The sequence below is a fragment of the Kocuria turfanensis genome (genome assembly GCF_001580365.1).
GTDB classification, from domain to species: Bacteria; Actinomycetota; Actinomycetes; order Actinomycetales; family Micrococcaceae; genus Kocuria; species Kocuria turfanensis.
On record NZ_CP014480.1, the window covers coordinates 3,050,415 to 3,075,603 of the forward strand.

General features: G+C 74.1%; 22 protein-coding genes. 11 read left to right on the plus strand and 11 right to left on the minus strand.

All coding sequences use genetic code 11. The annotated features are described in order from the left end of the window. Window positions 1–11 precede the first annotated feature (11 nt). From AYX06_RS14065 to AYX06_RS14085, 5 genes are all read right to left on the minus strand, one after another. Window positions 12–1,916, minus strand: coding sequence for a heavy metal translocating P-type ATPase (locus AYX06_RS14065; RefSeq protein WP_084271643.1), 1,905 nt, complete (start codon window positions 1,914–1,916; stop codon window positions 12–14). Continuing rightward, window positions 1,913–4,333 carry a phosphoenolpyruvate synthase gene (gene ppsA / locus AYX06_RS14070; protein WP_147017526.1) on the minus strand — a complete coding sequence of 807 codons (2,421 nt, stop codon included), beginning with the start codon at window positions 4,331–4,333 and terminating at the stop codon, window positions 1,913–1,915. Before ppsA ends, AYX06_RS14065 begins: the two co-directional genes overlap by 4 nt. 1 nt (window position 4,334) lies before the next feature. Further along, entirely contained in the window at window positions 4,335–4,760 is a 426-nt protein-coding gene (locus AYX06_RS14075) for a hypothetical protein (protein ID WP_062736300.1), read from the minus strand. A gap of 45 nt (window positions 4,761–4,805) precedes the next feature. After that, a complete protein-coding gene (locus tag AYX06_RS14080; protein ID WP_062736301.1) occupies window positions 4,806–5,225 on the minus strand; it encodes a hypothetical protein in 420 nt (139 codons plus the stop codon). Between the two features lie 145 nt (window positions 5,226–5,370). Next, on the minus strand, window positions 5,371–6,732 hold the full coding sequence (locus AYX06_RS14085; RefSeq protein ID WP_062736302.1) for a uracil-xanthine permease family protein: 1,362 nt from the start codon (window positions 6,730–6,732) through the stop codon (window positions 5,371–5,373). Between the two features lie 212 nt (window positions 6,733–6,944). Between AYX06_RS14085 and AYX06_RS14090 the strand changes: the two genes are divergently transcribed. From AYX06_RS14090 to AYX06_RS14100, 3 genes are read left to right on the plus strand one after another with little or no spacing between them, the layout of a single operon-like run. Beyond that, window positions 6,945–8,006, plus strand: coding sequence for an iron-containing redox enzyme family protein (locus AYX06_RS14090; protein ID WP_062736303.1), 1,062 nt, complete (start codon window positions 6,945–6,947; stop codon window positions 8,004–8,006). Further along, the gene (locus tag AYX06_RS14095; protein ID WP_307725494.1) at window positions 8,003–8,257 is read left to right on the plus strand and encodes a CDGSH iron-sulfur domain-containing protein; all 255 of its coding nucleotides are present in this window, start codon (window positions 8,003–8,005) and stop codon (window positions 8,255–8,257) included. The genes AYX06_RS14090 and AYX06_RS14095 overlap by 4 nt, the downstream gene beginning before the upstream one ends. A 43-nt stretch (window positions 8,258–8,300) precedes the next feature. After that, window positions 8,301–8,966: a metal-dependent transcriptional regulator gene (locus AYX06_RS14100; RefSeq protein ID WP_062736304.1), complete on the plus strand. Its 666-nt coding sequence runs from the start codon at window positions 8,301–8,303 to the stop codon at window positions 8,964–8,966. A gap of 16 nt (window positions 8,967–8,982) precedes the next feature. Here the strand turns inward: AYX06_RS14100 and pgm are convergent, their stop codons facing one another. Then, the gene (gene pgm / locus AYX06_RS14105) at window positions 8,983–10,617 is read right to left on the minus strand and encodes a phosphoglucomutase (alpha-D-glucose-1,6-bisphosphate-dependent) (protein WP_062736305.1); all 1,635 of its coding nucleotides are present in this window, start codon (window positions 10,615–10,617) and stop codon (window positions 8,983–8,985) included. A 174-nt stretch (window positions 10,618–10,791) separates the two neighbouring features. Here pgm and AYX06_RS19890 point away from each other — a divergent pair, with 174 nt between their 5' ends. Then, entirely contained in the window at window positions 10,792–10,950 is a 159-nt protein-coding gene (locus AYX06_RS19890; RefSeq protein ID WP_157093468.1) for a hypothetical protein, read from the plus strand. Window positions 10,951–11,142: 192 nt separating this feature from the next. Here the strand turns inward: AYX06_RS19890 and AYX06_RS14110 are convergent, their stop codons facing one another. Continuing rightward, complete coding sequence (locus AYX06_RS14110; RefSeq protein WP_062736306.1) at window positions 11,143–12,633, minus strand: amidase; 1,491 nt, start codon at window positions 12,631–12,633, stop codon at window positions 11,143–11,145. Between the two features lie 134 nt (window positions 12,634–12,767). On the opposite strand from AYX06_RS14110, the gene AYX06_RS14115 reads away from it, so the two are divergent. Continuing rightward, a complete protein-coding gene (locus tag AYX06_RS14115; protein WP_062736307.1) occupies window positions 12,768–13,169 on the plus strand; it encodes a hypothetical protein in 402 nt (133 codons plus the stop codon). A 104-nt stretch (window positions 13,170–13,273) separates the two neighbouring features. On the opposite strand, the gene gabT is transcribed toward AYX06_RS14115, so the two are convergent. From gabT to AYX06_RS14130, 3 genes are all read right to left on the minus strand, one after another. Then, window positions 13,274–14,629, minus strand: coding sequence for a 4-aminobutyrate--2-oxoglutarate transaminase (gene gabT / locus AYX06_RS14120; protein WP_062736308.1), 1,356 nt, complete (start codon window positions 14,627–14,629; stop codon window positions 13,274–13,276). 87 nt (window positions 14,630–14,716) lie between these two features. After that, complete coding sequence (locus tag AYX06_RS14125; protein WP_062736309.1) at window positions 14,717–16,255, minus strand: NAD-dependent succinate-semialdehyde dehydrogenase; 1,539 nt, start codon at window positions 16,253–16,255, stop codon at window positions 14,717–14,719. 350 nt (window positions 16,256–16,605) lie between these two features. After that, the gene (locus AYX06_RS14130; protein ID WP_062736310.1) at window positions 16,606–18,081 is read right to left on the minus strand and encodes an APC family permease; all 1,476 of its coding nucleotides are present in this window, start codon (window positions 18,079–18,081) and stop codon (window positions 16,606–16,608) included. A gap of 206 nt (window positions 18,082–18,287) precedes the next feature. Between AYX06_RS14130 and AYX06_RS14135 the strand changes: the two genes are divergently transcribed. The 4 genes from AYX06_RS14135 to AYX06_RS14150 all read left to right on the plus strand — a co-directional run bounded on the left by AYX06_RS14135 (window position 18,288) and on the right by AYX06_RS14150 (window position 21,654). Further along, window positions 18,288–19,706 carry an NAD-dependent succinate-semialdehyde dehydrogenase gene (locus AYX06_RS14135; protein WP_062736311.1) on the plus strand — a complete coding sequence of 473 codons (1,419 nt, stop codon included), beginning with the start codon at window positions 18,288–18,290 and terminating at the stop codon, window positions 19,704–19,706. Window positions 19,707–19,886: 180 nt separating this feature from the next. Then, window positions 19,887–20,222, plus strand: coding sequence for a rhodanese-like domain-containing protein (locus AYX06_RS14140; protein WP_062736312.1), 336 nt, complete (start codon window positions 19,887–19,889; stop codon window positions 20,220–20,222). Then, window positions 20,219–21,193 (plus strand): prephenate dehydratase, encoded by a 975-nt coding sequence (gene pheA, locus AYX06_RS14145; RefSeq protein ID WP_186815626.1) that lies wholly within the window; start codon window positions 20,219–20,221, stop codon window positions 21,191–21,193. The genes AYX06_RS14140 and pheA overlap by 4 nt, the downstream gene beginning before the upstream one ends. Window positions 21,194–21,336: 143 nt before the next feature. Beyond that, on the plus strand, window positions 21,337–21,654 hold the full coding sequence (locus tag AYX06_RS14150) for a hypothetical protein (protein ID WP_062736314.1): 318 nt from the start codon (window positions 21,337–21,339) through the stop codon (window positions 21,652–21,654). Window positions 21,655–21,698: 44 nt separating this feature from the next. Here AYX06_RS14150 and AYX06_RS14155 read toward each other — a convergent pair whose 3' ends face one another. Next, complete coding sequence (locus tag AYX06_RS14155) at window positions 21,699–22,640, minus strand: diacylglycerol/lipid kinase family protein (protein ID WP_062736315.1); 942 nt, start codon at window positions 22,638–22,640, stop codon at window positions 21,699–21,701. Window positions 22,641–22,804: 164 nt separating this feature from the next. Here AYX06_RS14155 and serS point away from each other — a divergent pair, with 164 nt between their 5' ends. Together serS and AYX06_RS14165 are read left to right on the plus strand one after the other, a co-directional pair. Then, entirely contained in the window at window positions 22,805–24,109 is a 1,305-nt protein-coding gene (gene serS / locus AYX06_RS14160) for a serine--tRNA ligase (RefSeq protein ID WP_062736316.1), read from the plus strand. Between the two features lie 74 nt (window positions 24,110–24,183). Then, a complete protein-coding gene (locus tag AYX06_RS14165) occupies window positions 24,184–25,182 on the plus strand; it encodes an HAD family hydrolase (RefSeq protein WP_062736317.1) in 999 nt (332 codons plus the stop codon). Window positions 25,183–25,189: the final 7 nt, after the last annotated feature.

A 25,189-nucleotide genomic window follows, 5' to 3' on the forward strand; every position in this document is an offset into this window, starting at 1 on the left:
GGGGACGACCGTCACCGGGCGGAGGGCCCTCGCTCACGGCGCGGTCCGCCCAGGGCGCGCAGGGCGTTGAGGATGGCCAGGAGATCCACCACCTCCTGGCTGAGGGCCCCCACGATCGCCGGGATCGCCCCGGTGGCGGCCACGAGCATGAGCACCACGGACAGGGCGATGCCCAGCCAGATGCTCTGCAGCGCCACCCGCACGGTGCGCCGGCCGATCCGCACCGCGCCCGCCGTCCGGGCGAGGTCCTCGGTGAGGACGACGACGTCGGCGGACTCGCTGGCGGCCGTGGCGCCCCGGGCGCCCATCGCGACGCCGACGTCGGCGGCGGCGAGCACGGGGGCGTCGTTGACGCCGTCGCCGACCATGAGCACCGGGCGCTCCGGGGCGTCCCGGACGGCGCGGACCTTGTCCTCGGGCAGGCACTCGGGCAGCACCCGGGAGATGCCCAGCGCCGCGGCGACGTGCTCCACGGTGGCGCGGGCGTCGCCGCTGAGCACGAGGATCTCCCGCACCCCGAGCCGGGTGAGGTCGGCCATCGTGGCGGCGGCGTCCTCGCGCACCTGGTCGCTCATCACCAGGGTGCCGGCGAAGCGGCCGTCCACGGCCACGTAGACGGCCAGCTCACCGGGGCCCAGGGCCTGCTCCGCCACGTCCGGGGCGCCGCGGGCAACGTGGGCGGGCTTGCCGACCACCACCCGGCGCCCGGCCACGGTGGCGGTGACCCCGTGGGTGGCCTCCTCGTGGGCGTCCTCGGCCGGGACCGGGGCCAGCCCCCGGGCGAGCGCGGCCTCCCGGACCGAGGCCGCGAGCACGTGGGAGGAGTACTGCTCGGCCGAGGCGGCCAGGAGCAGCAGCTCGTCCGGGCGGAACGGGGGACGGGCGTGCACGGCCAGCAGCTCGGGGCGGCCGTAGGTGATGGTGCCGGTCTTGTCGAAGGCGGCCGTGCGCACCGTCGCGAGCCGCTCCAGGGTGCCGGCGTTCTTGATGATGACGCCGTTGCGGGCGGCCCGGCTCATGCCGCCCAGGAACGCCACGGGCGCCGCGATCAGCAGCGGGCAGGGGGTGGCCACCACGAGGACCTCGGCGAAGACCACCGGGTCCCCGTGGTACCACCAGGCCAGGCCGGCCACCAGGAAGGCGAACGCGGTGAAGGGCACGGCGTAGCGGTCGGCCAGCCGCACCACCGGCGCGCGGGACGTGGCGGCCTCGCGCACCATCGCCACGATCTGGGAGTACTGGCTGTCCGCCACGGTGGCGGTGGCCCGCAGCACCACGGCCCGCTGCTCGTTGAGGGCGCCGGAGAGCACCGCCTCCCCGGCGCGGCGGGTCACGGGCAGGCTCTCCCCGGTGATGGAGGACTCGTCGAAGTCGGCGTCCGCGCCGACCAGCTCCCCGTCCACGGGCACGACCTCGGCCGGGCGGACCATCAGCTCGTCCCCGGGGCGGACCTCCTCGACCGGGACGTCCTGGACCGACCCGTCCGGGCGCCTCCGGTGGGCGAGGACCGGGGCGCGCTCCAGCAGCGCGTTGAGCTCCTTGCGGGCCCGGTTCGCGGCGTAGTCCTCCAGGGCCTGCCCGCCGGTGAGCATGAGGACGACCACGAGGGACGCCAGGTGCTCCCCGACCGCCACGGTGGAGCCGATCGCGGTGACGGCCAGCAGGTCCACTCCCCAGTGCCCGGCGAGGACGTCCTCGACCATGCCCCACGCCACCCGGGCGGCCACGGCCAGCGCCCAGCCCGAGCCCAGCCACTGGGCCGGCACCGGCTGCCCGGCGGCCAGCAGCCCCAGGACCACGGCGAGCACGGCCAGGGTCACGGCCACCAGCGGATAGCGCCGGGGGAACGCCAGCAACCGGCCGGCGCGGTCCGGGTCGACGTCGGTGTCCGGGCGCGAGCCGACGGAGAGCGTCATGACTCCATGGTCGCCCTGCGCCTCCTCGCGGGGTCGTGGCCGATCCGCTGCTCCGTCTCGGCGATGCGCCGCACGGTCCGGAGGAAGCTGTCCGGGTTCAGGGAGATCGAGTCGATGCCCTCCCGCACGAGGAACTCCGCGAAGTCCGGGTGGTTGCTGGGCCCCTGACCGCAGATGCCGATCGGGATGCCCGCGGCGTGGGCCTTGCGGATCGCCTCGCTGATCATCCGGGTCACGGCCTCGTCGCGCTCGTCGAACAGCGCGCGCAGGGCCTCGGCGTCCCGGTCCACGCCCAGGACGAGCTGCGTGAGGTCGTTGGAGCCGATGGAGAAGCCGTCGAACCGCGTGGCGAACTGCTCGGCGAGGACCACGTTGGAGGGGATCTCGCACATCATGTAGACCTTCAGCCCGTGCCGCCCGCGCTCGAGCCCGTGCTCGGCCATCGTCGCCAGGACCCGGTCCGCCTCCGCCACGGTGCGGCAGAACGGGACCATGACCACCACGTTGTCGAAGCCGATGCGCTCGCGCACCCTGCGCAGGGCCCGGCACTCGAGGGCGAAGCCCTCGCGGTACCGGGGGTCGTAGTAGCGGGACGCCCCGCGGAAGCCGAGCATCGGGTTCTCCTCGGCCTCCTCGAACGCGGCCCCGCCGACCAGGTGGGCGTACTCGTTGGTCTTGAAGTCGCTCAGCCGCACGACCACGGGGCGCGGGTGGTAGGGGGCGGCGAGCTTGGCCAGGCCCAGCGCCAGCGTCTGCACGAAGTACTCCGGGCCGTCGGGGAAGCCCGCGGTGAGCTCGGCGATCCGGCGCCGGTCTCCCGCGTCCGCGACCCGCTCCGGGTGGACCAGGGCCATGGGGTGGGCCCGCACGATGTTGTTCACCACGAACTCCATCCGGGCCAGGCCCACGCCGTCGGCCGGCAGCCGCCACCAGCGGAACGCCGCGGCGGGGCTGGCCACGTTGACCATCACGGCGGTGCGCGTCCCGGGCAGCGCCCCGAGGTCGACCTCCTCCACCGTGAACGGGAGCCGGCCCTCGTAGACGGTGCCCCGGTCGCCCTCCGCGCAGGAGACGGTCAGCTCCTGGCCGTCCGCGACCCGGCGGGAGGCGTCGCCGGTGCCGACGACGGCCGGCAGGCCCAGCTCCCGGCTCACGATCGCGGCGTGGCTGGTGGGCCCGCCGTGGTCGGTGACGATCCCGGCGGCGCGCTTCATCACCGGCACCCAGTCCGGGTCCGTCATCTCGGTGACGAGGACCGCGCCGTCGCGGAAGGACTCGATGTCCGCGGCGGTCCGGACCACGCAGGCCGGGCCGCCGGCCACGGCGTCGCCGACGGCCGAGCCCACGGCGAGCACCCGCCCCTTCCGCTGCAGGTGGTGGATCGTGAAGCGGGTCGCGCTGCGCCCGGCCTGGACGGTCTCCGGCCGTGCCTGCAGCAGGAACAGCTCACCCGTGGGACCGTCCTTCGCCCACTCCATGTCCATCGGGCGGCCGTAGTGCGCCTCGACGAGCGCGGCCCAGCGGCCCAGCCGCAGGACGTCGGCGTCGTCGAGCACCCACGCCGCCCGCTCGGCGGAGGAGGTCTCCTCGAGCCGGGTGCCGGCGGGGGCGTGGGGGTCGCGGACGAGCTTGTGCAGCTTGGCGCCGCGGGTCCGCTCCACGACCGGGGCCTCGGCGACGTCGAGGAGGGGTTTGAAGACCAGGTACTTGTCCGGGTCCACGGTGCCCTGCACCACGGTCTCGCCGAGGCCCCACGCGGCGCTGATCACCGCCACGTGCGGGAAACCGCTCTCGGTGTCGATGGAGAACATCACCCCGGATGCGCCCAGGTCCGCCCGCACCATCTTCTGGACCCCGACGGACAGGGCGATCGTGAGGTGGTCGAAGCCCTTGAGCTCCCGGTAGCTGATGGCGCGGTCCGTGAAGAGCGAGGCGTAGCACCGCCGGCAGGCCGCCAGCAGCTGCTCCTCGCCGACCACGTGCAGGTACGTCTCCTGCTGGCCGGCGAAGCTGGCGTCCGGCAGGTCCTCCGCCGTGGCGCTGCTGCGCACCGCCACGGACAGGTCCGCGCGGCCGGTGCGCGCGCAGAGCTCCCGGTAGGCGCGGCGGATCTGCCGGGCCGTGTCCTCGGGGAACTCGCCGCGCAGGAACAGCTCGCGGACCGCGGCGCCGGTCTCCCGCAGCGTCGCACGACCCGCCCGGTGCTCCTCGAGCCGCTCCCGCAGGGCCGGGCCGATCCCGTTGGCCGCCGCGTACGCCCGGTAGGTGTCCGCGGAGGTCGCGAAGCCTCCCGGCACGCGGACCCCCTGGGCCGTCAGCTCGCGCACCATCTCCCCGAGGGAGGCGTTCTTGCCGCCCACCCGGGCGACGTCCGCCATCCCGAGCTCCTCGAACCGGAACACCTGGGGCGCGCCCACGTCAGCTCCTCCGCGCGAGCAGCTCCGTGCAGGCCTGCACGCACCGTGCGCACGCCTCGGCCGCGAGCGCGCAGTGCTCGTAGACCTCGGCCCGGCGCAGACAGGCCTCCCGGCAGTCCCGGGCGGCGGCCCGGCAGGACTCCAGCAGCGGCACCAGCACGGCCCGGCCGTTCCCGGGCTCCGGGAAGCCGCGGCGGGCCAGCACCTGCGCGGTGGCGGTGCAGATCGACGCGCAGTCCTGCTCGGCGCGCAGGCACTCGCGCAGCTCCGCGACGGCGTCCTCCTCCACGCAGGCGTCGGCGGCGATCAGGCACACCTGGGCCGTCTCGACGCACGCCTCGAGGCACTCGGACTCGGCCGAGCGCTCCTGGCGGGGGAGCTCCGGGGCGGCGGGGTGGGCCGTCAGGGCGCGGCGGATCGTGCTCACGGGCTTCTCCTCCAACGGGCGGGACCGGGGCGGGACGGACCCGGGTCAGCCGGCGAGCCGCGTCCGGGGCGCGGGGCGGCGCCGTGCGGGGTGCCGTGCGGGGTGCCGGGTGCCCGCGGGCTCGGGGGCGCCCGGGCCACGGCGGGCGGGCGTCCAGGTGGCGAGCCGGGTGACGGTGCCGTGGGCGGGCAGCTCGTCGGGCAGCACGAACTCCACGGGCGGGGTGCCCTGCACGGCGTCGTCGTGCTCCGCGGCCCAGCGCAGCAGGTCCACGGCGGCGGGCTCGACGTGGTGGGCGGAGGTGGCGTCCACGATCACCGCGATCCCCGGCACCAGCGTGCGGGCACGGCGCACCAGCGGGCACAGCGCCCGGTGGTTGACCTCGGTGACGCACCCGGTGACGACGAGCCGGACGTGCCTGCCGTCCAGGTCGACCTGGACGAGAACGGACAGTTTGTGGTGCATGTGGTTTCTCTCCCCGCAGCGCGTCGAACGTGGCCGGCTGCTCGGCCCCCGCACTCCACGCTAGGGGACAGGTGACCTCCGTCACCAAGGAATGCGGCCGTCCGGGCGCACATTTCTTCTACCGACGGGTAGCGGGGAGGGCGGCTCAGCCCAGCGGGGAGGGCATGCGCGTGGTGTCCGGGGCGAGCGGGTCGCTGCCCACCGTGCCGCGACCGCGGGCCAGCGCCGCCATGAGGTGGTAGACCACGAGCGTGGCGGCGGTGCCCAGGGCGATGCCCGCGAACTGCAGGCCGAAGGCCTCCCACGTGTAGTCGGCGATGCCGATGATCATGGCCACCGCGGCGGTGGTCAGGTTGACCGGGTTGGAGAAGTCCACGCGGTTCTGCACCCAGATCCGCACGCCCAGCATGCCGATCATCCCGTACAGCACCGTGGCCGCCCCGCCGAGGACGCCGGCGGGGACCGTGGCCACGGCGGCGCCGAACACGGGGAAGACGCTCAGCAGGACCGCCACGAGGGCGGCCACCCAGTAGGCCGCCGTCGAGTAGACGCGCGTGGCGGCCATGACGCCGATGTTCTCGGCGTAGGTCGTGGTCCCGGAGCCGCCGCCCGAGCCGGCGACCACGGTGGCCAGCCCGTCGGACATGATGGCCCGCCCGATCCAGGGGTCGAGGTCTTCGCCGGTCATGAGGGCCACCGACTTCACGTGCCCGATGTTCTCGGCCACCAGGACCAGGATCACCGGGATGAACAGGCCCATGAGGGGCAGGTGGAACTCGGGGGCCTGGAACGGGGGCAGCCCGAAGAGGCCCTGCTCCCGCCACACGGTGCCGAGCACGGAGAAGTCCACCTCCCCGCGCAGCACCGCGGTGACGTAGCCGATGCACACGCCCAGCAGGATCGACAGGCGCCCGGGCAGGCCCCGGAAGAGCACCGAGATGAGGATGATGGAGGCCAGCGTCACGAGCGCGGTGACGGGAGCCTGCATGAAGTTGTCCTTGGCGGACGGGGCCAGGTTGAAGCCGATGAGCGCCACGATGGTGCCCGTGACCAGGGGCGGCATGAGCCGCTGCAGCCAGGACGTGCCCGCGAACTGCACCACGAGCCCGATCACGAACAGCGCCGCGCCGGCCATGAGGACGCCGCCGAGGGCCCCGCCCGGGCCGTACTGGTTGGTCGAGGCGCTGATCGGGGCGATGAACGCGAAGGAGGACCCCAGGTAGGAGGGCACCCGTCCCGCCGTGATCACCAGGAAGAGGATCGTGCCCACCCCGGAGAAGAACAGCGTCGTGGAGGGCGGGAACCCGGTGATCAGCGGCACCAGGAAGGTGGCGCCGAACATGGCCACCACGTGCTGCGCGCCGATGGTGACCGTCCGGGGCCAGGTGAGCCGTTCCCGGGGAGTGACGACCTCCCCGGGGGTGACGGTGCGCCCGTCGCCGTGCAGGCGCCAGCCCAGTCCGAGGCGGGCGGCGGTGGTGGTCTGTCCGGGCACGGGGGAACTCATGCGGGTCTCCTCGACGGCGGGGTGCAGCCCGGAGCCGGGCCCCCACCACTGTACTCGGTGCCCCGTGCGGGAGTGCTCGGGGCGCCGAGCGGCCGGAGAGGGGGCCCGGACCCGGGACACGGCACGTGTCGGACGCCCTCCATATGATCAGCACGGTGATGGAAACTATGATGGTGGCCGGTTCACCCCACCGGACGGACAGGAGTCGACACATGCGTCAGCCACAGCCACGAGGCCCGCTGGGCGAGGACCTCCTCGCCGCGCTCCGGGAGGCACCCGGCGCCCCGGCGGCGGAGTCCCGGGCCGCGGCGCTGCCGGACGCCGCCCGCGCCGCCGTGTCCCGCGCGGACGGCGTCCTCGCCGACGACGACGTCCAGCTCAGCCTCTTCCTCCTGCACGCCCTGCACTACCAGGGCATCGACGGGGTCGACGACCGCTGGGAGAGCGACCCCGAGCTGCTGCGCACGCGCGGGATCCTCTCGGACGCGCTCGAGACGCAGCTGCGCGCCGAGCTGCCCGCCGACACCGTGCCGGGCACCCCGCAGTCGGTCGCGGACGCGCTGTTCGCCATGGCCGCCGACGACGACGGCCCGAGCCTGGCACGCCACCTCTCCGGCCGGGCCGACGCCGTGCAGGCACGGGAGTTCCTGCAGCTGAAGTCGGCCTACCAGCTGATGGAGGGCGACCCGCACACCTGGGGGATCCCGCGGCTCGCCGGGCGGGCGAAGGCCGGCCTGATCGAGATCCAGATCGACGAGTACGGCGGCGGCAACGCCGCCCGGATGCACGCGGCCCTGTTCGCGGCCGGGATGCGCGAGGCCGGCCTCGACGACGCCTACGGCAGCGCCGTGGACCGGGTGCCCGCGGAGTGGCTCGCCGGCGTGAACACCGTGAGCATGTTCGGCCTGCACCGCCGGCTGCGCGGGGCGGTGGTCGGCCACCTGGCGATGTACGAGATGACGTCCTCGGTGCCCTCCAAGTTCCTGGCCCGCGGCTTCCACCGCCTGGGCCTGCCGGCCGCGGCCGCGTTCTACGACGAGCACGTGGAGGCCGACGCCGCCCACGAGCAGATCGCCGCGCGGGACATGGCCGGGGGGCTGGTGGTCGAGGACCCCGCCGTCGCGGCGGACGTCTTCTTCGGCGCGCGCTGCGTGTTGCACCTGGACGCGCTCGCCGCCCGCCAGGCGCTGGCCCGCTGGGAGGCGGGGGAGTCCGCGCTGCGCCCGGCCCCGGCGGAGTTCTCCCGGTCCGCTGCGGCGGAGCTGGTGCGGTGAGCGCGGAGCGCCCCGCCGAGGACCAGGAACCGGTCCGGGACCCCGGGTCCGGCGGGCCCGCCGAGCCGGTGTCGATCACCGTGTGCCCCGACGGCCCGCTGCTCGTGCGCGGCGGCTACCAGCTGCTGGACGGGGACGACCGCCCCATCGACCCCGGGCGGGCCACCGTGGCGCTGTGCCGGTGCGGGGCCTCCTCCATCAAGCCCTTCTGCGACGGCTCGCACAAGCGGGCCCGCTTCCGGGCCCGGTGACCGGCGGCGCTCCCCGGGGCGGCGCGGTGGGTAGCCTGGGGGAATGCGCGCGGAGGAGCTGAACCGGTCCGTCCAGGACTGCCTGAAGACCGTCTGGCTGGCCCAGGAGTGGTCGGCCGACCCGGTGACCACCACCGGCCTGGCCCAGCGGCTGGGCCTGTCGCCGTCGACCGTCTCGGAGGCCGTCAAGAAGCTCACCGCGCAGAGCCTGCTGGGCCGCACCGAGCACGCGGGGATCGTGCTGACCGACCGGGGCCGGGCGGTCGCGGTGCAGATGGTCCGGCGCCACCGGATCCTCGAGGCCTTCCTCGCCACCCGGCTCGGCTACGCCTGGGACGAGGTGCACGAGGAGGCCGAGGTGCTCGAGCACGCGGTGAGCGAGAAGTTCATCGCCCGGGTGGACGCCCTCCTCGGCCACCCGGAGCGGGACCCGCACGGCGACCCCATCCCGCGGCGGGACGGCACCGTCCCGCCGGCCACGGCCGTGCTGCTGGCCGACGTCCCGCCGGGCACGACCGCGGTGGTGGCACGGGTCTCCGACGCCGACCCCGACCAGCTGCGCCGGCTCGGCGAGGCCGGGATCCGGCCCGGGACGGAGCTCGTGCTGGGCGAGCACCTGTCCCGGGCCGTGGCCGTGACGGTGGGCGGGGCCGTCGTCGAGGTGGGCGTCCTGGCCGCCGAGGCGGTCTGGGTCCGGCCGCGGCCCTGAGGCGGCCCCGGCCGGCTCAGGAGATGACGGCGTCCACCAGGGCCTTGGCCTCCTGCTGCACCTGCGCCAGGTGCTCCGCGCCGAGGAAGGACTCCGCGTAGATCTTGTAGACGTCCTCGGTGCCGGACGGGCGCGCCGCGAACCAGGCGTTCTTCGTGGTGACCTTCAGCCCCCCGATCGCCGCGCCGTTGCCGGGGGCGTTGGTGAGCTTGGCGGTGATCTGCTCCCCGGCCAGGGTGTCGGCCTCCACCTGGGCGGGGGAGAGCTGCTTCAGCGCGGCCTTCTGCTCGCGGGTCGCGGGCGCGTCGATGCGCTGGTAGACGGGCGCGCCGAAGTCCTCCGTGAGCTCGGCGTAGCGCTGGGAGGGGGTCTTCCCGGTCCGGGCCGTGATCTCCGAGGCCAGCAGCGCCAGGATGATCCCGTCCTTGTCGGTGGACCACACGGTGCCGTCCGTGCGCAGGAAGGAGGCGCCGGCGGACTCCTCGCCGCCGAAGCCGATCGAGCCGTCCATCAGCCCGGGCACGAACCACTTGAAGCCCACCGGCACCTCCACGAGCTCGCGGCCCAGGGAAGCCGCGACGCGGTCGATGATCGAGGAGGACACCAGGGTCTTGCCGACCCCGGCCTCGGGGGACCACCCGGTGCGGTGCCGGAAGAGGTAGTCGATCGCCACGGCGAGGTAGTGGTTCGGGTTCATCAGTCCGGCGTCCGGGGTCACGATGCCGTGCCGGTCCGTGTCGGCGTCGTTGCCGGTCGCGATGTCGTACTTGTCCCGGGCGCCGATGAGGGAGGCCATGGCCGAGGGCGAGGAGCAGTCCATCCGGATCTTCTCGTCCCAGTCCAGGGTCATGAACGCCCACTGCGGGTCCACCGACGGGTTGACAACCGTCATGTTCAGCCCGAAGCGCTGGGCGATCTCGCCCCAGTAGGCCACGGAGGCGGAGCCCATGGGATCGGCGCCGATGTGCAGCCCCGAGGCGCGGATCACGTCGAGGTCGATGACCTCCGGCAGCGTCCGCACGTACTCCTCGAGGAAGTCGTAGCCGCCGGTGGTCCCCGCCGCGCGCGCCTGCGCCAGGGGCACCCTGCGGACCCCCGCCATGCCGTTCTCCAGGAACTGGTTGGCGCGCTGGGCGATCCACTCGGTGGCGTCGGTGTCCGCGGGGCCGCCGTTGGGCGGGTTGTACTTGAAGCCGCCGTCGGAGGGCGGGTTGTGCGACGGGGTGATGACGATGCCGTCGGCCATGCCCTCGGCCCGGCCGGTGTTGTGGGTGAGGATCGCGTGGGACAGCGCCGGGGTGGGCACGTATCCGTCGCGGGAGTCCAGCAGGACGGTCACGTCGTTGGCGGCCAGGACCTCGAGCGCGGTGTCCTGGGCGGGCCCGGAGAGAGCGTGGGTGTCCTTGCCCATGAACAGGGGCCCGGTGATCCGCTGGCCGGCGCGGTACTCCACGATGGCCTGCGTGATCGCCGCGATGTGCTGCTCGTTGAACGAGCCGCGCAGGGAGGAGCCCCGGTGCCCGGAGGTGCCGAAGGCCACGCGCTGGTCCGGGTCGGAGGGGTCGGGCACGACGTCCGTGTAGGCATCGAGGAGCTTGCCGAGGTCGACGAGGTCACTGGGTTGGGCGACGGTGCCCGCTCGTTGTGTCATGCCGCCCAACCTACCGCCGGGCCACCGGCGCGCCGAGGCGGGCACGCGATCACGTCGCCAGGTTGCGGCGATTCCGCTCTGCGCGAGGCGCGGGCGCGGGGCTGGAGGAATCGGGAGCGGTGGGTCAGGATGAGGGCACCAGCGAGCGCACGACCCAGCGAGGAGGCCGGCAGCATGAGCGAAGCACCCGACGAGACGACCGAGAACTCGGGCAAGGGCCCGGAGGGCACCGTCCCGGACAGCGAGCAGGGCATCGGGCTGACCACCGACGAGGACCGGACCGGCTTCGAGCCGGAGGAGGACCCCGAGGCGGCCACCGAGCCGGACGCCTGAGCCCTCCGCGGCCCCACCGCGCCCGCCGGCCGTGCCCTGCACGGCCGGCGGGCGCGTCCGTGCTGCAGGTCCGTGCTGCAGGTCCGTGTTGCAGGTCCGTGCCGCAGGTCCGCGCGGCGGATTCCGGCGCGGTGCGCGGGCCGCGTCCCGGCGCGGGGCGGATCGGCGCGGGGCGGATCGGCGCGGGGCTGTTCAGCGCGAGGCGTCCTCGAGCTGTGCGGCGACGGCGAGCAGGTGCGCCTCCGCGCTGGGGCGGCCGATGAGCTGGACCCCCATGGGCACGACCGGCCCGCCGGCGCCGCCCGCCGGGCCGGTCCACAGCGTCGGGACGGTCACCGCGGGCAGGCCCACCACGTTCACGATCGAGGTCCAGGGCGTGTACTGGCACTGGCGCCTGTAGTCCTGGTCCGCGCCGGCGGGGTCCGCCTGGTCGTGTCCCGCCCAGTACCAGCCCAGGGGCCGCGGCGTCATGGCGAGCGCGGGCGTGAGCACCATGTCCCAGGCCCCGTACGCCCAGATCACGTCCTGCTCGACCCGGCGCAGGGTGCCCACGGCCCGCGCGAGCTCGACGGCCGAGCGGCGCAGGGCGCGGGCGCGGAACGCCGCCGCCAGGCCGGTCAGCCGCTGCGCCTGCCCGTGGTCGAGGGACGCGGTGCCCATCGAGGTGGTCCAGACGTCGAAGAAGGCCCCGGGATACTCGGGGTCGTAGCCGATCGAGGCCTCGCCGACCTCGTGCCCGGCCGCTCGCAGCCGGGCGACCCCCGCGTCGAGGGCGGCCCGCGCCTCGGGGGAGACCTCGATGTCGTAGACGGTGTCGAACGGCGAGGCGGTGCTCACCCCGATGCGCAGCGGCCGCCCGCCCCACGGCAGGTCTCCCCGGCGGGCCGCCCGCACGCTCTCGAGGAAGGAGGGCTGCGGTGCGGCCGCCACCGCCCGGTGCACCACGTTGCCGTGGGCCGGTCCGCGGGCCGGGGCGCAGAGCACGTCCAGCAGCAGGGCCGCGTCCTCGGCGGTGCGGGCGATGGGGCCGTTGACCACGAGCTGCGCGGCGTCCGACTGCGCGTCGGCGGTGGGCACCCGCCCGCGGTTGGGCTTCAGGCCCACCAGCCCGCACGCCGCCGCCGGGATGCGCACGGAGCCCCCGCCGTCGGAGCCCGGGGCCAGGGGCAGCATGCCGGCCGCCACGGCCGCGGCCTGCCCGCCGGAGGAGCCTCCGGCGCCGGTGGTGGGATCGTGCGGGTTCCGCGCGGGCGGGGCCACCAGGTTCTCGGAGTAGCAGTTGAGGCCGAACTCGGGAACCTGGGTCTTGCCCAGGCACACGGCGCCGGAGGCCGCGAGCACGGCCACGAGGTCGTCGTCCTCGGCGGCGGCCGGCGCCCCGGTCCCGGGGTCCGCCACGGCCGCGGAGCCGTAGCCGGTGGGCATGCCGGCGACGTCGTGCAGGTCCTTCACCGCGAGCGGCACCCCGTGCAGCGGACCGCGGGGCGCACCGGCGGGCAGGGCGTCGAGGGCGCGGGCCCGTTCGAGCGCCGGTCCGTGCGCCACGTGCACGAACGCGCCCAGCTGCGGATTGCGCTCCTCGATCCGGGCGAGGAAGAACTCCGTGGTCTCCGCCGCGCCCAGCTCCCCGCGCGCGAGCGCGTCCCGCAGCTGCACGGCGGTGAGGTCCCCGATCCCGGTCACGGCGGCTCCTGTCTCGGCCACGGCGGCCCGGGGACGGCGGTCCGGGACACACTGTGGGGCGTGGTGCCCAGGCTAGTAGGGTGAGGGCGCCCGGACCGCGACATGCGGTCCCCGAACCGCACAGGAGGCCCTCCGTGCCGACCTCCCGCCCGCCCCGTTCCGCCGCGGCCCGTGCCGCGGCGGCGGCCGCCCTGCTCCTGGCCCTGACCGGCTGCTCCCTCTTCGACCGCGAGGACGGGTCCGGCGCCCCGGCGCCGTCGGCCTCCGGCAGCGCCTCGGACCAGGCCTCGGTCAGCACCGTGGAGGAGACGTGCGCCCGGGTGCTGGAGGCGGCGCGCACCGCCCCGGAGCGGCTGCAGGAGGACCCGGCCGCGCTGCTCGCCGAGGTCGAGGACCTCGCCGCCACCGCCCCGCCCGAGCTCTCCGGGCAGATCAGCTCGATCCGCGAGGCCGTCGACGACTACCGGCAGGGCGAACGGTCCATGCTCAGCGTCGCCCGGGAGGCACGGGCCCTCCAGGAGCGCTGCTCCGGCTGACCGCGCCCGCTCCGCCCGGTGACGAGCACGAGGGGCCGTCGCCCGCCGGAGCGCGACGGCGTCTCCGGCGGGCAACGGCCCCTCGTGGCGGTGTGCGGCGGGGACTACTGCGCCGCGTGGCGGATGGCCTCGGCGAACACGCGCAGGCCGTCGCGCAGCAGCTCCTCGCCGATGACGAGCGGGGGCAGCAGGCGCACGATGTTGCCGAAGGTGCCGCAGGTCAGGATGATGACGCCCTGCGCCAGGCACTCCGCGGCGATGGCCTTGGCGGCGTCCGCGTCCGGCTCCTTGCCGCCGGGCAGCACGAACTCGAGCGCCATCATGCCGCCGCGGCCGCGGATCTCCCCGACGATGCCGGTCTCCTCGGCCACCGGGGTCAGCTCCTCGCGGATGATCTCCTCGACCCGCCGGGCACGGGCGATGAGGTCCCACTCCTCGATGGTCTCCAGCGCCCCCAGGGCGGCGGCGCAGGCCACGGGGTTGCCGCCGTAGGTGCCGCCGAGGCCGCCGGCGTGCACGGAGTCCATGATCTCGGCGAGGCCGACGACGCCGGACAGCGGCATGCCGCCGGCCACGCCCTTGGCCACGGTGATCAGGTCGGGCACCACGCCCTCGTGGTCCACGGCGAACCACTTGCCCGTGCGGGCCACGCCGGCCTGGACCTCGTCGACGACGAACACGGCGCCGTTGTCGGTGCACCACTGGGACAGCGCCGGCAGGAACCCCTCGGCGGGCACGATGAAGCCGCCCTCACCCTGGATGGGCTCGATCACGACGGCGGCCACGTTGCCCGCGCCCACCTGCTTCTCCACCTGGAGCAGAGCGCGGCGGGCGGCCTCGGCGCCCGTCATGCCCTCCGGGTCGCGGAAGGGGTAGGAGACCGGCACGCGGTAGACCTCGCCGGCGAACGGGCCGAAGCCCTGCTTGTAGGGCATGACCTTGGCGGTCATCGCGAGGGTCATGTTGGTGCGGCCGTGGTAGGCGTGGTCGAAGACGACGACCGCCTGGCGGCCGGTGTGCACCCGGGCGATCTTCACGGCGTTCTCGACGGCCTCGGAGCCGGAGTTGAAGAGCGCGGCCTTCTTGGGGAAGTCGCCGGGGGTGAGCTCGGCGAGCTTCTCCGCGACGGCCACGTAGCCCTCGTAGGGGGTGACCATGAAACAGGTGTGCGTGAAGTGCTCCACGGCCTCCTTGACCCGGGCGACCACGGCGGGGGCGGAGGCGCCCACGGTGGTCACGGCGATGCCGGAGCCGAGGTCGACGAGCTGGTTGCCGTCGACGTCGAGCACGATCCCGCCGTCCACGTCCGCCGCGTAGGCGGGCACGCTGGAGGCGACGCCGGAGGCGACGGCCTCCTGCCGGCGGGCGGACAGCTCCCGGGAGCGGGGGCCGGGCAGGGTGCCCTCGATGCGGCGGACCTGCTCCAGCCGGTACTGGATGTCGGGCAGGGTCTCGGTCATGGGAGACGTCCTTTCGGGAACGGGGTGCGGTCGCCGCGGGAGCGCGGCGACCGCACCGGGGTGGGGCGGACCGTCCGGGGACGGGGATCAGGCAGGGGTGCCGGTGCCGGGGTTGGGGACGCCGGCCCAGGGGTTCTCCACGCCGATGTACTGGGTGGTGGTGTACTCGGCGATGCCCTCGGCCCCGCCCTCCCGGCCCAGTCCGGACTGCTTGACGCCGCCGAAGGGGGCGGCCGCGTTGGAGATCACCCCGACGTTGAGGCCCATCAGGCCGAACTCGATGCGGTCGCCGATGCGCAGCCCGCGGGAGATGTTCTCGGTGAACACGTAGGAGGCCAGCCCGTACTCGGTGGCGTTGGCCAGCTCCACGGCCTCGTCCTCGTCCTTGAAGGTCACGACCGGGGCGACGGGGCCGAAGATCTCCTCGCACACCGCCCGGGCGTCCTGGGGCACGTCGCGCAGCAGGGTGGGCTGGAAGAAGTAGCCCGGCCCGTCCACGCGCTTGCCCCCGACCACGACCTTCGCCCCGCGCTCGACGGCGTCGGCGACGAAGGCCTCCACGGAGTCCCGGGCCTTGGCCTCCACCAGCGGGCCGACCTGCACCCCGTCCTCGACCCCGTTGCCGACGGTGAGGGCGGCCATCTTCTCGGCCAGCTTGGCGATGAACTCCTCGGCCACGTCCTCGTGCACCAGCAGCCGGTTGGCCGCGGTGCAGGCCTCGCCCATGTTGCGCATCTTCGCGGCCATCGCCCCGGTGACGGCCTTGTCCACATCGGCGTCCTCGAAGACGATCAGCGGGCCGTTGCCGCCCAGCTCCATGGAGGTGCGCAGCACGTTGTCGGTGGCGGCCTTCATCAGCTGCTTGCCCACCGGGGTGGAGCCGGTGAAGGAGACCTTGCGCAGGCGCGGGTCGGCCATGATCGGCTCGGACACGTCGCCGGCCGAGGCGGAGGAGACCACGTTGAGCACCCCGGCCGGCAGACCCGCGTCCAGCATGAGCTGGGCGAAGTACTGGGAGGTCAGCGGGGTCAGCCGCGCCGGCTTGAGCACCATGGTGCACCCGGCGGCCACGGCCGGGGCGACCTTGCGGGTGGCCATCGCCAGCGGGAAGTTCCACGGGGTGATCAACAGGCACGGGCCCACCGGCTTGCGGGTCACCAGCATCCGCAGATTCCCCTCCGGGGACTCCACGTAGCGGCCGTAGTCGCGCACCGCCTCCTCGGAGAACCAGCGCAGGAACTCACCCCCGTACTTCACCTCGCCCATCGCCTCGGCGACGGGCTTGCCCATCTCCAGGGTCATCAGCAGCGCCAGGTCCTCCGCCCGGGCCTGGACGAGATCGAAGGCCGCACGCAGGATCTCCGCCCGGACCCGGGCGGGGGTGCGGGCCCAGGAGGCCTGGGCGTTCGCGGCGGCGTCCATCGCCGCCTGGGCGTCGGCCCGGGTGGCCGAGGCCATGGTCGCGAGCACCTCCCCGGTGGCCGGGTTCTCCACCTCGAAGGTGCCCCCGTCGGAGGCGGCCCGCCACTGCCCGTTGATCAGCAGCCCGGTGGGGGTCTTCGCCAGCAGCGCGGCGATGCGGTCCTGGATGGGAGCGGCCGTGGCGGCCTGGTCCGTGATGCTCATGTATCAGCCTCTCTTGCTCGACGCACGCCCCGGGCACCGGGGCCGGTGCCTGCTCGGTGCGTCAACGGGGTGGTCGGACGGGCGGGCGACAACACTGGGCCCGCTCGTCCATGGTACGAGTCCCGGGACGACCGTCACGGGCTCCGGTGTCCCGCAGCAACGCCGCACCGGGTGCCGGGCCGGTCGCCGGGTGCTGCCGGGAAGGCCCCACGGCCCGTCGACGAGTTCAGACTAGCGCTCCGGCCAAAAGGCGGAGTGCTGAACTTTCCGCACCCGGACGGGCACAGTGCACAGCGCCCCGGGGGCGGCTCGGATGCCGCCCCCGGGGCGCTGTGCCGGCTCGATCGGGATCAGGCCCGGGCGCTCCGGCGCCGGCGGTCGACCTCGGCGACGAGGCGGTGCTCGGCGTCGACCCCGGGGTGGATCCCGGTGGGGATGCGGAGCAGGAAGACCAGCCCGAGCAGCCACCACAGCCCGAAGATCGTCCAGGCGGGCGCGCTCAGGAACGCGGGCATGCCGGGCAGGTACAGGCTGATCAGGCCGACGCACAGGACGACCGAGAGCACGCCGATGACCGTGCCGCCGTGGCTGCGGCCGCCGATCCTGAAGGGGCGGTCCATGTCCGGCTCGCGCCGGCGCAGGATCACGAAGACCACCGAGACCAGGGCGTAGGCGATCACGATCGACGGGGAGCCGGAGTCCACCAGCCAGCCCAGCATCTCCGCGCCGAAGAACGGCGCCACGAACGAGATGGCGCCCACGAACAGCAGGGCGTTGGCCGGGGTGCCGTACTTGGGGTGCAGCCGCCCGAACCACTGCGGCACCATCCGGGAGTTGCCGAGCGCCCAGAGCAGGCGGGACGCGCCCATGAGCAGGGAGTTCCAGGAGGTGAGGATGCCCGCCAGACCGCCGGCGATGAGCAGGTTGGCGACGGCGGTGCTGTTGAACATGGCGCCCATGGCGTCGGCGACGGCGATGTCCGCGCCGGCGACGTCCGCCCCGGACATCGCCGAGGACGTGGTGAGCACGACCATGACGTACCACGCCGCGGCGAGCAGGACGGAGACGATGATGGTCCCGCCCAGCTGCTTGGCCGGCAGGTGCATCTCCTCGGAGACCTGCGGGATGACGTCGAAGCCGACGAACAGGAACGGGACGGTGACGAGCACGAGGAAGAAGCCGGCGGTCCCGCTCGTGAAGAACGGCTCCATGGTGGCGACCGAGCCTCGGGTGAACGCCCCGAAGAGCATCATCAGCCCCACGATCAGCAGGAACAGGATCACGAAGATCTGCACCGTGGACGCGTGCTTCACGCCGCGGATGTTGATCGCGGTGATCAGGACGGCGGTCAGCGCCCCGACCAGGGCCCAGGTCAGGTTCACCTCGAAGCCGGCGACGGTCCACAGGGGGATCTGGCTCAGGCCGGGGAAGATGTACTGCACCGTGCGGGGCACGGCCACGGCCTCGAAGGCCACGATGGTGATGTAGCCGCCGGTGATGGCCCACGAGCCGATGAAGGCCCACCGGGCTCCCATGCCGCGCAGCAGGTAGTTGTGCTCCCCGCCCGCGTACGGCATGGCCGCCACGAGCTCGCCGTAGACCAGGCCGACCACGGCCATGATCAGCCCGCCGGTCACGAGGGCGAGCACGGCGCCCATGGTGCCGGCCTCCACCAGCCAGTCGCCGGTGAGGATGACCCAGCCGAAGCCGATCATCGCGCCGAAGCCGAGGCCGATCGCGTCGAGGCGCCCGAGGACCCTCTTGAAGCCGTGGTCCTCGCGGTCCGGGGCGAGCGGTGTCGCGCCCCGGGGTTCGTTGGTGCTCATGGCCGTGGTTCCTTCGTGTCGAGGACGCCGGGGTGGGGTGTCCGGTGGGGAGGGGCCGCACGGGGGGTCCGGCGGCCGGGGGACAGGGTACACAGCCATTGTTTCGTTTCTGTGAGCCGCCTGGAAGGCCGGCGCCGGGGCATGCCCGCGGCGAACACGCACGCGAGCCCCTGCGGCCCGGCGGCGCCCGCGTCTAGGGTCGGGACATGACCTACGCCACCGTGAATCCCGCCACCGGGGAGACCGTCCAGGAGTTCCCGACCGCCACCGACGCCGAGGTCCGGGAGGTCGTCGAGCGCTCGCACCGGGCCTTCGGCGGCTGGCGCGCCACGCCCGTGCCGGAGCGCGCCGCGCGCATGCGCACGCTGGCGGGGCTCTACCGCGAGCGCAAGCACGAGCTGGCCGCCCTGCTCACCGAGGAGATGGGCAAGCCGGCCCGCCAGGCGGTGGGCGAGGTGCTCCTCGTGGCCGGCATCTACGACTTCTACGCCGAGAACGCCGAGCGGTTCATGGCCGGGGAGAAGCTCGAGCCCTCCACGGGCGGGGACGCCGAGGTGGTGCTGGAGCCCACCGGCTCGATCCTCGGCATCATGCCGTGGAACTACCCGTACTACCAGGTCGCCCGGCTGGCGGCCCCGAACCTGATGCTCGGCAACACCGTCGTCCTCAAGCACGCGCCCAGCGTCCCGCAGGCCGCCCTGGTCCAGGAGCAGCTCTTCCGGGAGGCCGGGTTCCCGGAGGACGTCTACCGCAACGTCTTCGCCACGAACGAGCAGATCGCCGAGATCGTCATCCCCGCCCGGACCGTCCAGGGCGTCTCCCTCACGGGCTCCGAGCGTGCGGGGTCGGCCGTCGCCGAGCTCGCCGGCCGCCACCTCAAGAAGGTCGTGCTCGAGCTGGGCGGGTCCGACCCGTTCATCGTGCTCGACGCCGAGAACCTCGAGAACACGGTCAAGCACGCCGTGCTGGGCCGGCTGGGCAACACCGGGCAGGCGTGCACCGCCGCCAAGCGCTTCATCGTGGTCGACGAGGCCTACGACCGGTTCGTCGACGCGTTCGCGCATGCCATGGACGCCGTCCAACCGGGGGACCCGACCGACCGGAAGACCCTGCTGGGCCCCCTGTCCTCGGTGGCGGCCCGCGACGGCGTGGCCGCGCAGCTGCAGGACGCCGTCGAGAAGGGCGCGACCGTCCGCGCCGGCGGCACGCCGGTGGACCGCCCGGGGGCCTGGATGGAGGCCACGGTCCTGACGGACGTCACCCCGCAGATGCGCGCCTACGAGGAGGAGATCTTCGGGCCCGTCGCCGTGGTGCACCGGGTCCGGGACGCGGACGAGGCCGTCGAGCTGGCCAACTCCTCGCCCTTCGGCCTGGGCGGGTCGGTGTTCGCCGCGGACGTCGACGCGGCCAGGGAGGTCGCCGCCCGGATCGAGTCCGGCATGGTCTTCGTCAACGAGGTCACGGGCACCGCCCCGGACCTGCCCTTCGGCGGCATCAAGCGCTCCGGGGTGGGCCGGGAGCTCGGCCGGTTCGGCATCGAGGAGTTCGCCAACAAGAAGCTCATCCACGCGCCCCGGCGGGAGGAGAAGCTCCCGCTGCAGGACGAGGAGGCCGTCTCTCCCTGACCGGGCGCCCCTCCGGTGCCAAGGCGCCCCTCCGGTACCGGCGCCCCGGCGCGGTGGCCGTCACAGTGCCGCTCGTGGCCGTCCTGCGGCCGTGGCCGCGGACCGGTCCGCGGCCCGGCCGCCGCGCCCGCGGACTAGGCTGGACAGCGCAGAACCACCCGCAACGAGAGGACCCGCACGATGGACAACCTGGACAGCCTGCCCAGCGCCTCGGTGGAGGAGATCCCCGAGGACGCGCGCATCCTGGACGTGCGCGAGGACGCCGAGTGGGAGGCCGGGCACATCGACGGTGCCCAGCACATCCCGCTGGGCCAGCTCCCCGAGCGCTACGGCGAGGTGCCCGCGGACGAGGACGTCTACGTGATCTGCCGCACCGGCGGCCGCTCCCTGAGGGCCACGGCCTACCTCCAGCAGTACGGCTTCGACCCGGTCAACGTCCTGGGCGGCATGGGGGCGTGGATGGACGCCGAGAGGCCCATGGTGTCCGAGACGGGCCAGACGCCGACCGTCCGTTGAGATACGCCTACCTGGGCCCCGCCGGCACCTTCACGGAGGCCGCCCTGCTCGGCGTGGAAGGCGCGCGGGAGGCCGAGCGCCGTCCGGTGTCCTCCGTGCCCGTCGCACTGGCGGCCGTCCGCGCCGGCGAGGTCGACGCCGCGATGGTCCCCATCGAGAACTCCGTGGAGGGCGGGGTGACCGCCACGCTCGACGCCGTGGCCACCGGCAGCGAGCTGCGCATCGTGCGCGAGGCGCTCGTGCCCATCAGCTTCGTGCTCGTGGCCGCGCCGGGCACGGCCCTCGCCGACGTCCGCACCGTGTCCACGCACTCCCACGCCTGGGCGCAGGTGCGCGGCTGGATGGACGAGCACCTGCCGGGCGCCGACTACGTCCCGGCGTCCTCCACGGCGGCGGCGGCCCTGTCGCTGCTGCCCGGTGCGGCGGAGCCCGGCTTCGAGGCCGCGGTCTGCTCTCCCGTGGTCGTCGAGCAGCACCCCGAGCTCGAGGTGCTCGCCGAGGACATCGGGGACAACCGGGCCGCGGTGACGCGCTTCGTGCTCGTGGCGCGCCCGGACGCGCCCCTGCCGCCGCGCACCGGCGCGGACCGCACCACGCTGGTCATCCCGCTGTGGGAGGACCGGGCCGGGGCGCTGATGGAGATCCTCGAGCAGTTCGCCACCCGCGGGGTGAACCTCTCCCGGATCGAGTCCCGTCCCACGGGCAACTTCCTGGGGGAGTACTTCTTCAGCGTCGACGTGGACGGGCACCTGCACGACGCCCGCGTGGCCGACGCCCTGATGGGCCTGCGCCGGGTCTGCCCGAGCACCCGGTTCCTCGGCTCCTACCCGCGCGCCGACCACAAGGTCGCCACCGTGGCGCGGCACCACTCCGACGGCGCCTTCCGCGAGGCTGCCGCCTGGGTCGCCGCGCTGCAGGGCCACGGGGCCCACGGGCCGGGGGCGGCGGGCGCCGGGCACGTGCCCGCGTAACGGAACGTCCCGCGCCGCCCGCCGCTTGTTAGCTATTGCGAATACATGCACCATGGGTGGTGCGGGCACGTCCGTTCCCGCGATCTTCAGCCGGTGTCGATCGACCCCCCGGGTCGGTGCCGAGCCCGACCGGAGGTGCCACCATGCCTGCTCCCGCCGCCCGCCGTCTCGCTCTCGCCGCCGCGCCCGCCGTGCTGGCCTGCGTGCTCGCCGTCCCCCCGGCCGCCGCCGGGGCCCCGGAGACCTCCGGGGTGGTCCGCACCGAGATCGGTCCGGGCCCTGCCGCCGGCGACCCGCGGACGGTGGAGGACCTCGTGCCGGCCGCCCGGGTCGTCCTCGAGCCGGTGTCCTCGTTCCCGGAGCAGGGGCGGGGCCCCCTGCTCGCGGTGGGCGGGGCGGTGGTCGCCCTCATGGGCGCGTTCGTGGCGGGCCTGAGCCGCCGGCCCGACCCGGTGGACTGAGCCGGCTGCACGGGCGGGACCGGCCGTCCGGCCGGGCGCGCGCGTCAGTCGGCCTGGGAGGGGGGCACCCGCACCGAGAGCACGCCCGGCAGGATCTCGGACTCGAAGCCGGTGATCAGCCCCGTGCCGTCCCCGTCCACCTGGGACTCGATGGGCTCGTGGAACTCCACGCGCACCTTCTTCCCGGCGAAGAACTCGATCACCGGCAGGTCCCGCCGCTGCCGGAACACCACCTTCGCGGCCATCAGCGCCCACTCCAGGGTGCTGCGCGGGGACATCACCACGAGGTCCAGCACGCCGTCGTTGATCTTCGCCTGGGGCACGAGGATCATCCCCGCCGTGAGGATCCCGCAGTTGGCGGCCATCACCGAGCGCACCCGCCGGCTCTGCCACTCGCCGTCGTCGATCCGGAACCGGGCCCACCGCGGCGGGGCGAACAGGTGCCGGACACCGGCCTCCCCGTAGGCGGCCCAGCCGACCAGCTTCTTGAGCTCGTCCTTGGTGTCCGTCATGATCTGCGCGTCGAAGCCCGCCCCGCCCATCACGCAGAAGGCGTGGTCCTGCACCGTCCCGTCGGCCAGCTCCAGCCGGAAGGTCGCCATGTCGATGGCCCGTTCCGCGCCGAAGAGCGCGATGTCCACGTTGCGGTGCGGGTCACCGAGGTCGGCGCCGATGTTGCGGGCCAGGAGGTTGCCCGTGCCCAGCGGCAGCAGGCCCATCGGGACGTCCCCGTCGACGAGGGTCTCCGCGACGGCCCGCACGGTGCCGTCGCCGCCGGCGGCGAGGACGAGGTCGAAGCCCTCCTCCAGCGCCCGGCGGGTCATGGAGAACCCGGGGTCGTCCTCCTCCGTCTCGAAGAAGACCGGGTCCGGCAGCCCGCCCTTGCGGCATCCGATGATGATGGCGTCGCGGGCGAGGTCCGCGTCGGCCTTGATGGGGTTGATGACGACGGCGACCCGTTTCGGGCCCACTGGAGTGGCGGTCACGGGAGGACTCCTCGGTTCGGCGGTGCTGGGGGTGGGGCGGCATCGTGCGGTGACCGCACGGCGCGGCGCGCCCGTCCCGGGGCGCCGGGCGGATCGCGGCGATCCTCCAGCCTAACCCGGCGGCCCCGCCCGGCCCGAGCGCGGGTCTTGGGTACCCTGTCAGGGTGATCGACATCAACCAGCTCCGTGAGCACCCCGACGTCTTCCGCGCCTCGCAGCGCGCCCGCGGGGCGGACGAGTCCCTGATCGACCGGATCCTGGAGGCGGACGTCGCGCGCCGCAACCTGATCACCGAGTACGAGAGCCTGCGGGCCGAGCAGAACGCGTTCGGCAAGCAGGTGGCCCGCGCCCAGGGGGAGGAGAAGCAGGCGCTGCTGGCCGAGGTCAAGGACCTCGCCGCCCGCGTCAAGGAGGCGCAGGCGGCCTCCGAGGCGGCCCGCGCCCGGCAGGACGAGCTGGTCTCCGTGGTCGAGAACCTGATCCTCGACGGCGTCCCCGCCGGCGGGGAGGACGACTACGCCGTGCTGCGGACCGTGGGACAGCCGCGGGACTTCGCCGCCGAGGGCCTCGAGCCCCGCGACCACCTGGAGATCGGCGAGCTCGTGGACGGCATCGACATGGAGCGCGGCGCCAAGGTCTCCGGGGCCCGGTTCTACTTCCTCAAGCGCGACGTCGCCCGGCTCGAGACCGCCCTGCTCCTCATGGGCCAGGACCTCGCCCTGGACAACGGCTTCGTCCCCATGACCACGCCCAACCTGGTGCGCCCCGAGATCATGAGCGGCACGGGCTTCGACATCGCCCACTCGGACGAGATCTACCACGTGGGCAAGGACGAGCTCTACCTGGTCGGCACCTCCGAGGTGCCCCTCGCCGGGTACCACGCGGACGAGATCCTCGACCTCGCCGACGGGCCGCTGCGCTACGCGGGCTGGTCCTCCTGCTACCGGCGCGAGGCCGGCTCCGGGGGCAAGGACACCCGCGGCATCATCCGCGTCCACCAGTTCAACAAGCTGGAGATGTTCGTCTACTGCTCCCCGGAGGACGCCGAGGCCGAGCACGCGCGGATGCTCGGCTGGGAGGAGGAGATGCTCACCCGCTGCGAGCTCGCCTACCGGGTGATCGACACCGCCGCCGGGGACCTCGGCGCCTCGGCCGCGCGCAAGTTCGACTGCGAGGCGTGGGTGCCCACGCAGGGCCGGTACCGCGAGCTGACCTCGACCTCCAACTGCACCACCTACCAGGCCCGGCGGCTCAACGTGCGCGAGCGGCTGCCCGGCAGCACGGACGACGCCGGCAAGGCGCGCAAGGGCGGCACCCGCACGGTGGCCACCCTCAACGGCACGCTCGCGACCACCCGCTGGCTGGCCGCGATCCTGGAGACGCACCAGCAGGCGGACGGGTCCGTGCGCGTGCCGGAGGCGCTGCGCCCGTACCTGCGCGGCCAGGAGACCATCCCCGTCCGGCGCTGAACCGACGGTTCGCGTTCGACCCGTATTCATCTCTTACCGAAATGCTGGTCACCCTGTCGGTGTCATGTGGCACCATGTCCCGCATGACGAAAGAAAAGACGGCTGGCACCGAGGACCAGCACGAACTGATCAGCATCAACTCCACCGTCCCGCTGAAGGTCGAACACTCGGAGGACCTCGGCGACACCGGCGGCACCACCGCCCCCACGCGCTCGGCCGCGGACGTCCGCATCCCGCTCAAGGTCCAGCCGCCCCGCTCCAACGGGTGGAAGAAGGAGGCGGGGGTCCGCTACCTCGTGGCCCTCGACGTCGACGGCACCCTCGTGGACCACGACGGGCACATGTCCCCGGCGGTGCGCGACGCCGCCCGCGCCGTGCTCCGGGCCGGCCACCACGTGGTCATCTCGACCGGCCGCTCCAAGGGGGCCACCCTGCCCGTGGTCGAGCTCATCGGCCAGGAGCGCGGCTACGCGGTGTGCTCCAACGGCGGCATGACCCTCGAGCTGGACCCGGGGCTGCCCGACTACCACCGGGTCCTCGAGTGCGTCTCCTTCGACCCCGGCCAGGCCCTCGAGGCCCTCGAGCAGCGCCTGCCCACGGCGAAGTTCGCCCTCGAGACCGAGGACGGGTCCTTCTACTCCACGGAGCGCTTCCAGGACGCCTCCTTCGGCATCGAGGCCGTGGGCGTGGACCTGCACCAGCTCGCCCAGATGCAGGCCGTGCGCATGGTCGTCTACAGCACCGAGCACACCCCGGAGGAGTTCGCCCTGGCCATCGACGAGGCCGGCCTGCACGGGGTCACCTACTCGGTGGGCTGGAGCGCCTGGCTGGACATCGCAGCCAACGGCGTCTCCAAGGCCAGCGCCCTGGAACAGGTCCGCCGCCGGCTCGGCGTGGACCCCTCCCACACGGTCGCGGTCGGCGACGGCCGCAACGACATCGAGATGCTCGACTGGGCCGCCCGCGGCGTCGCCATGGGCCAGGCCCCGGACGAGGTCGCGGCCGCCTGCCACGAGGTCACCCACACCGTCTACGAGGACGGCGTCGCCCGGATCCTGCGCTCCCTGCTGTGAGGCGTGC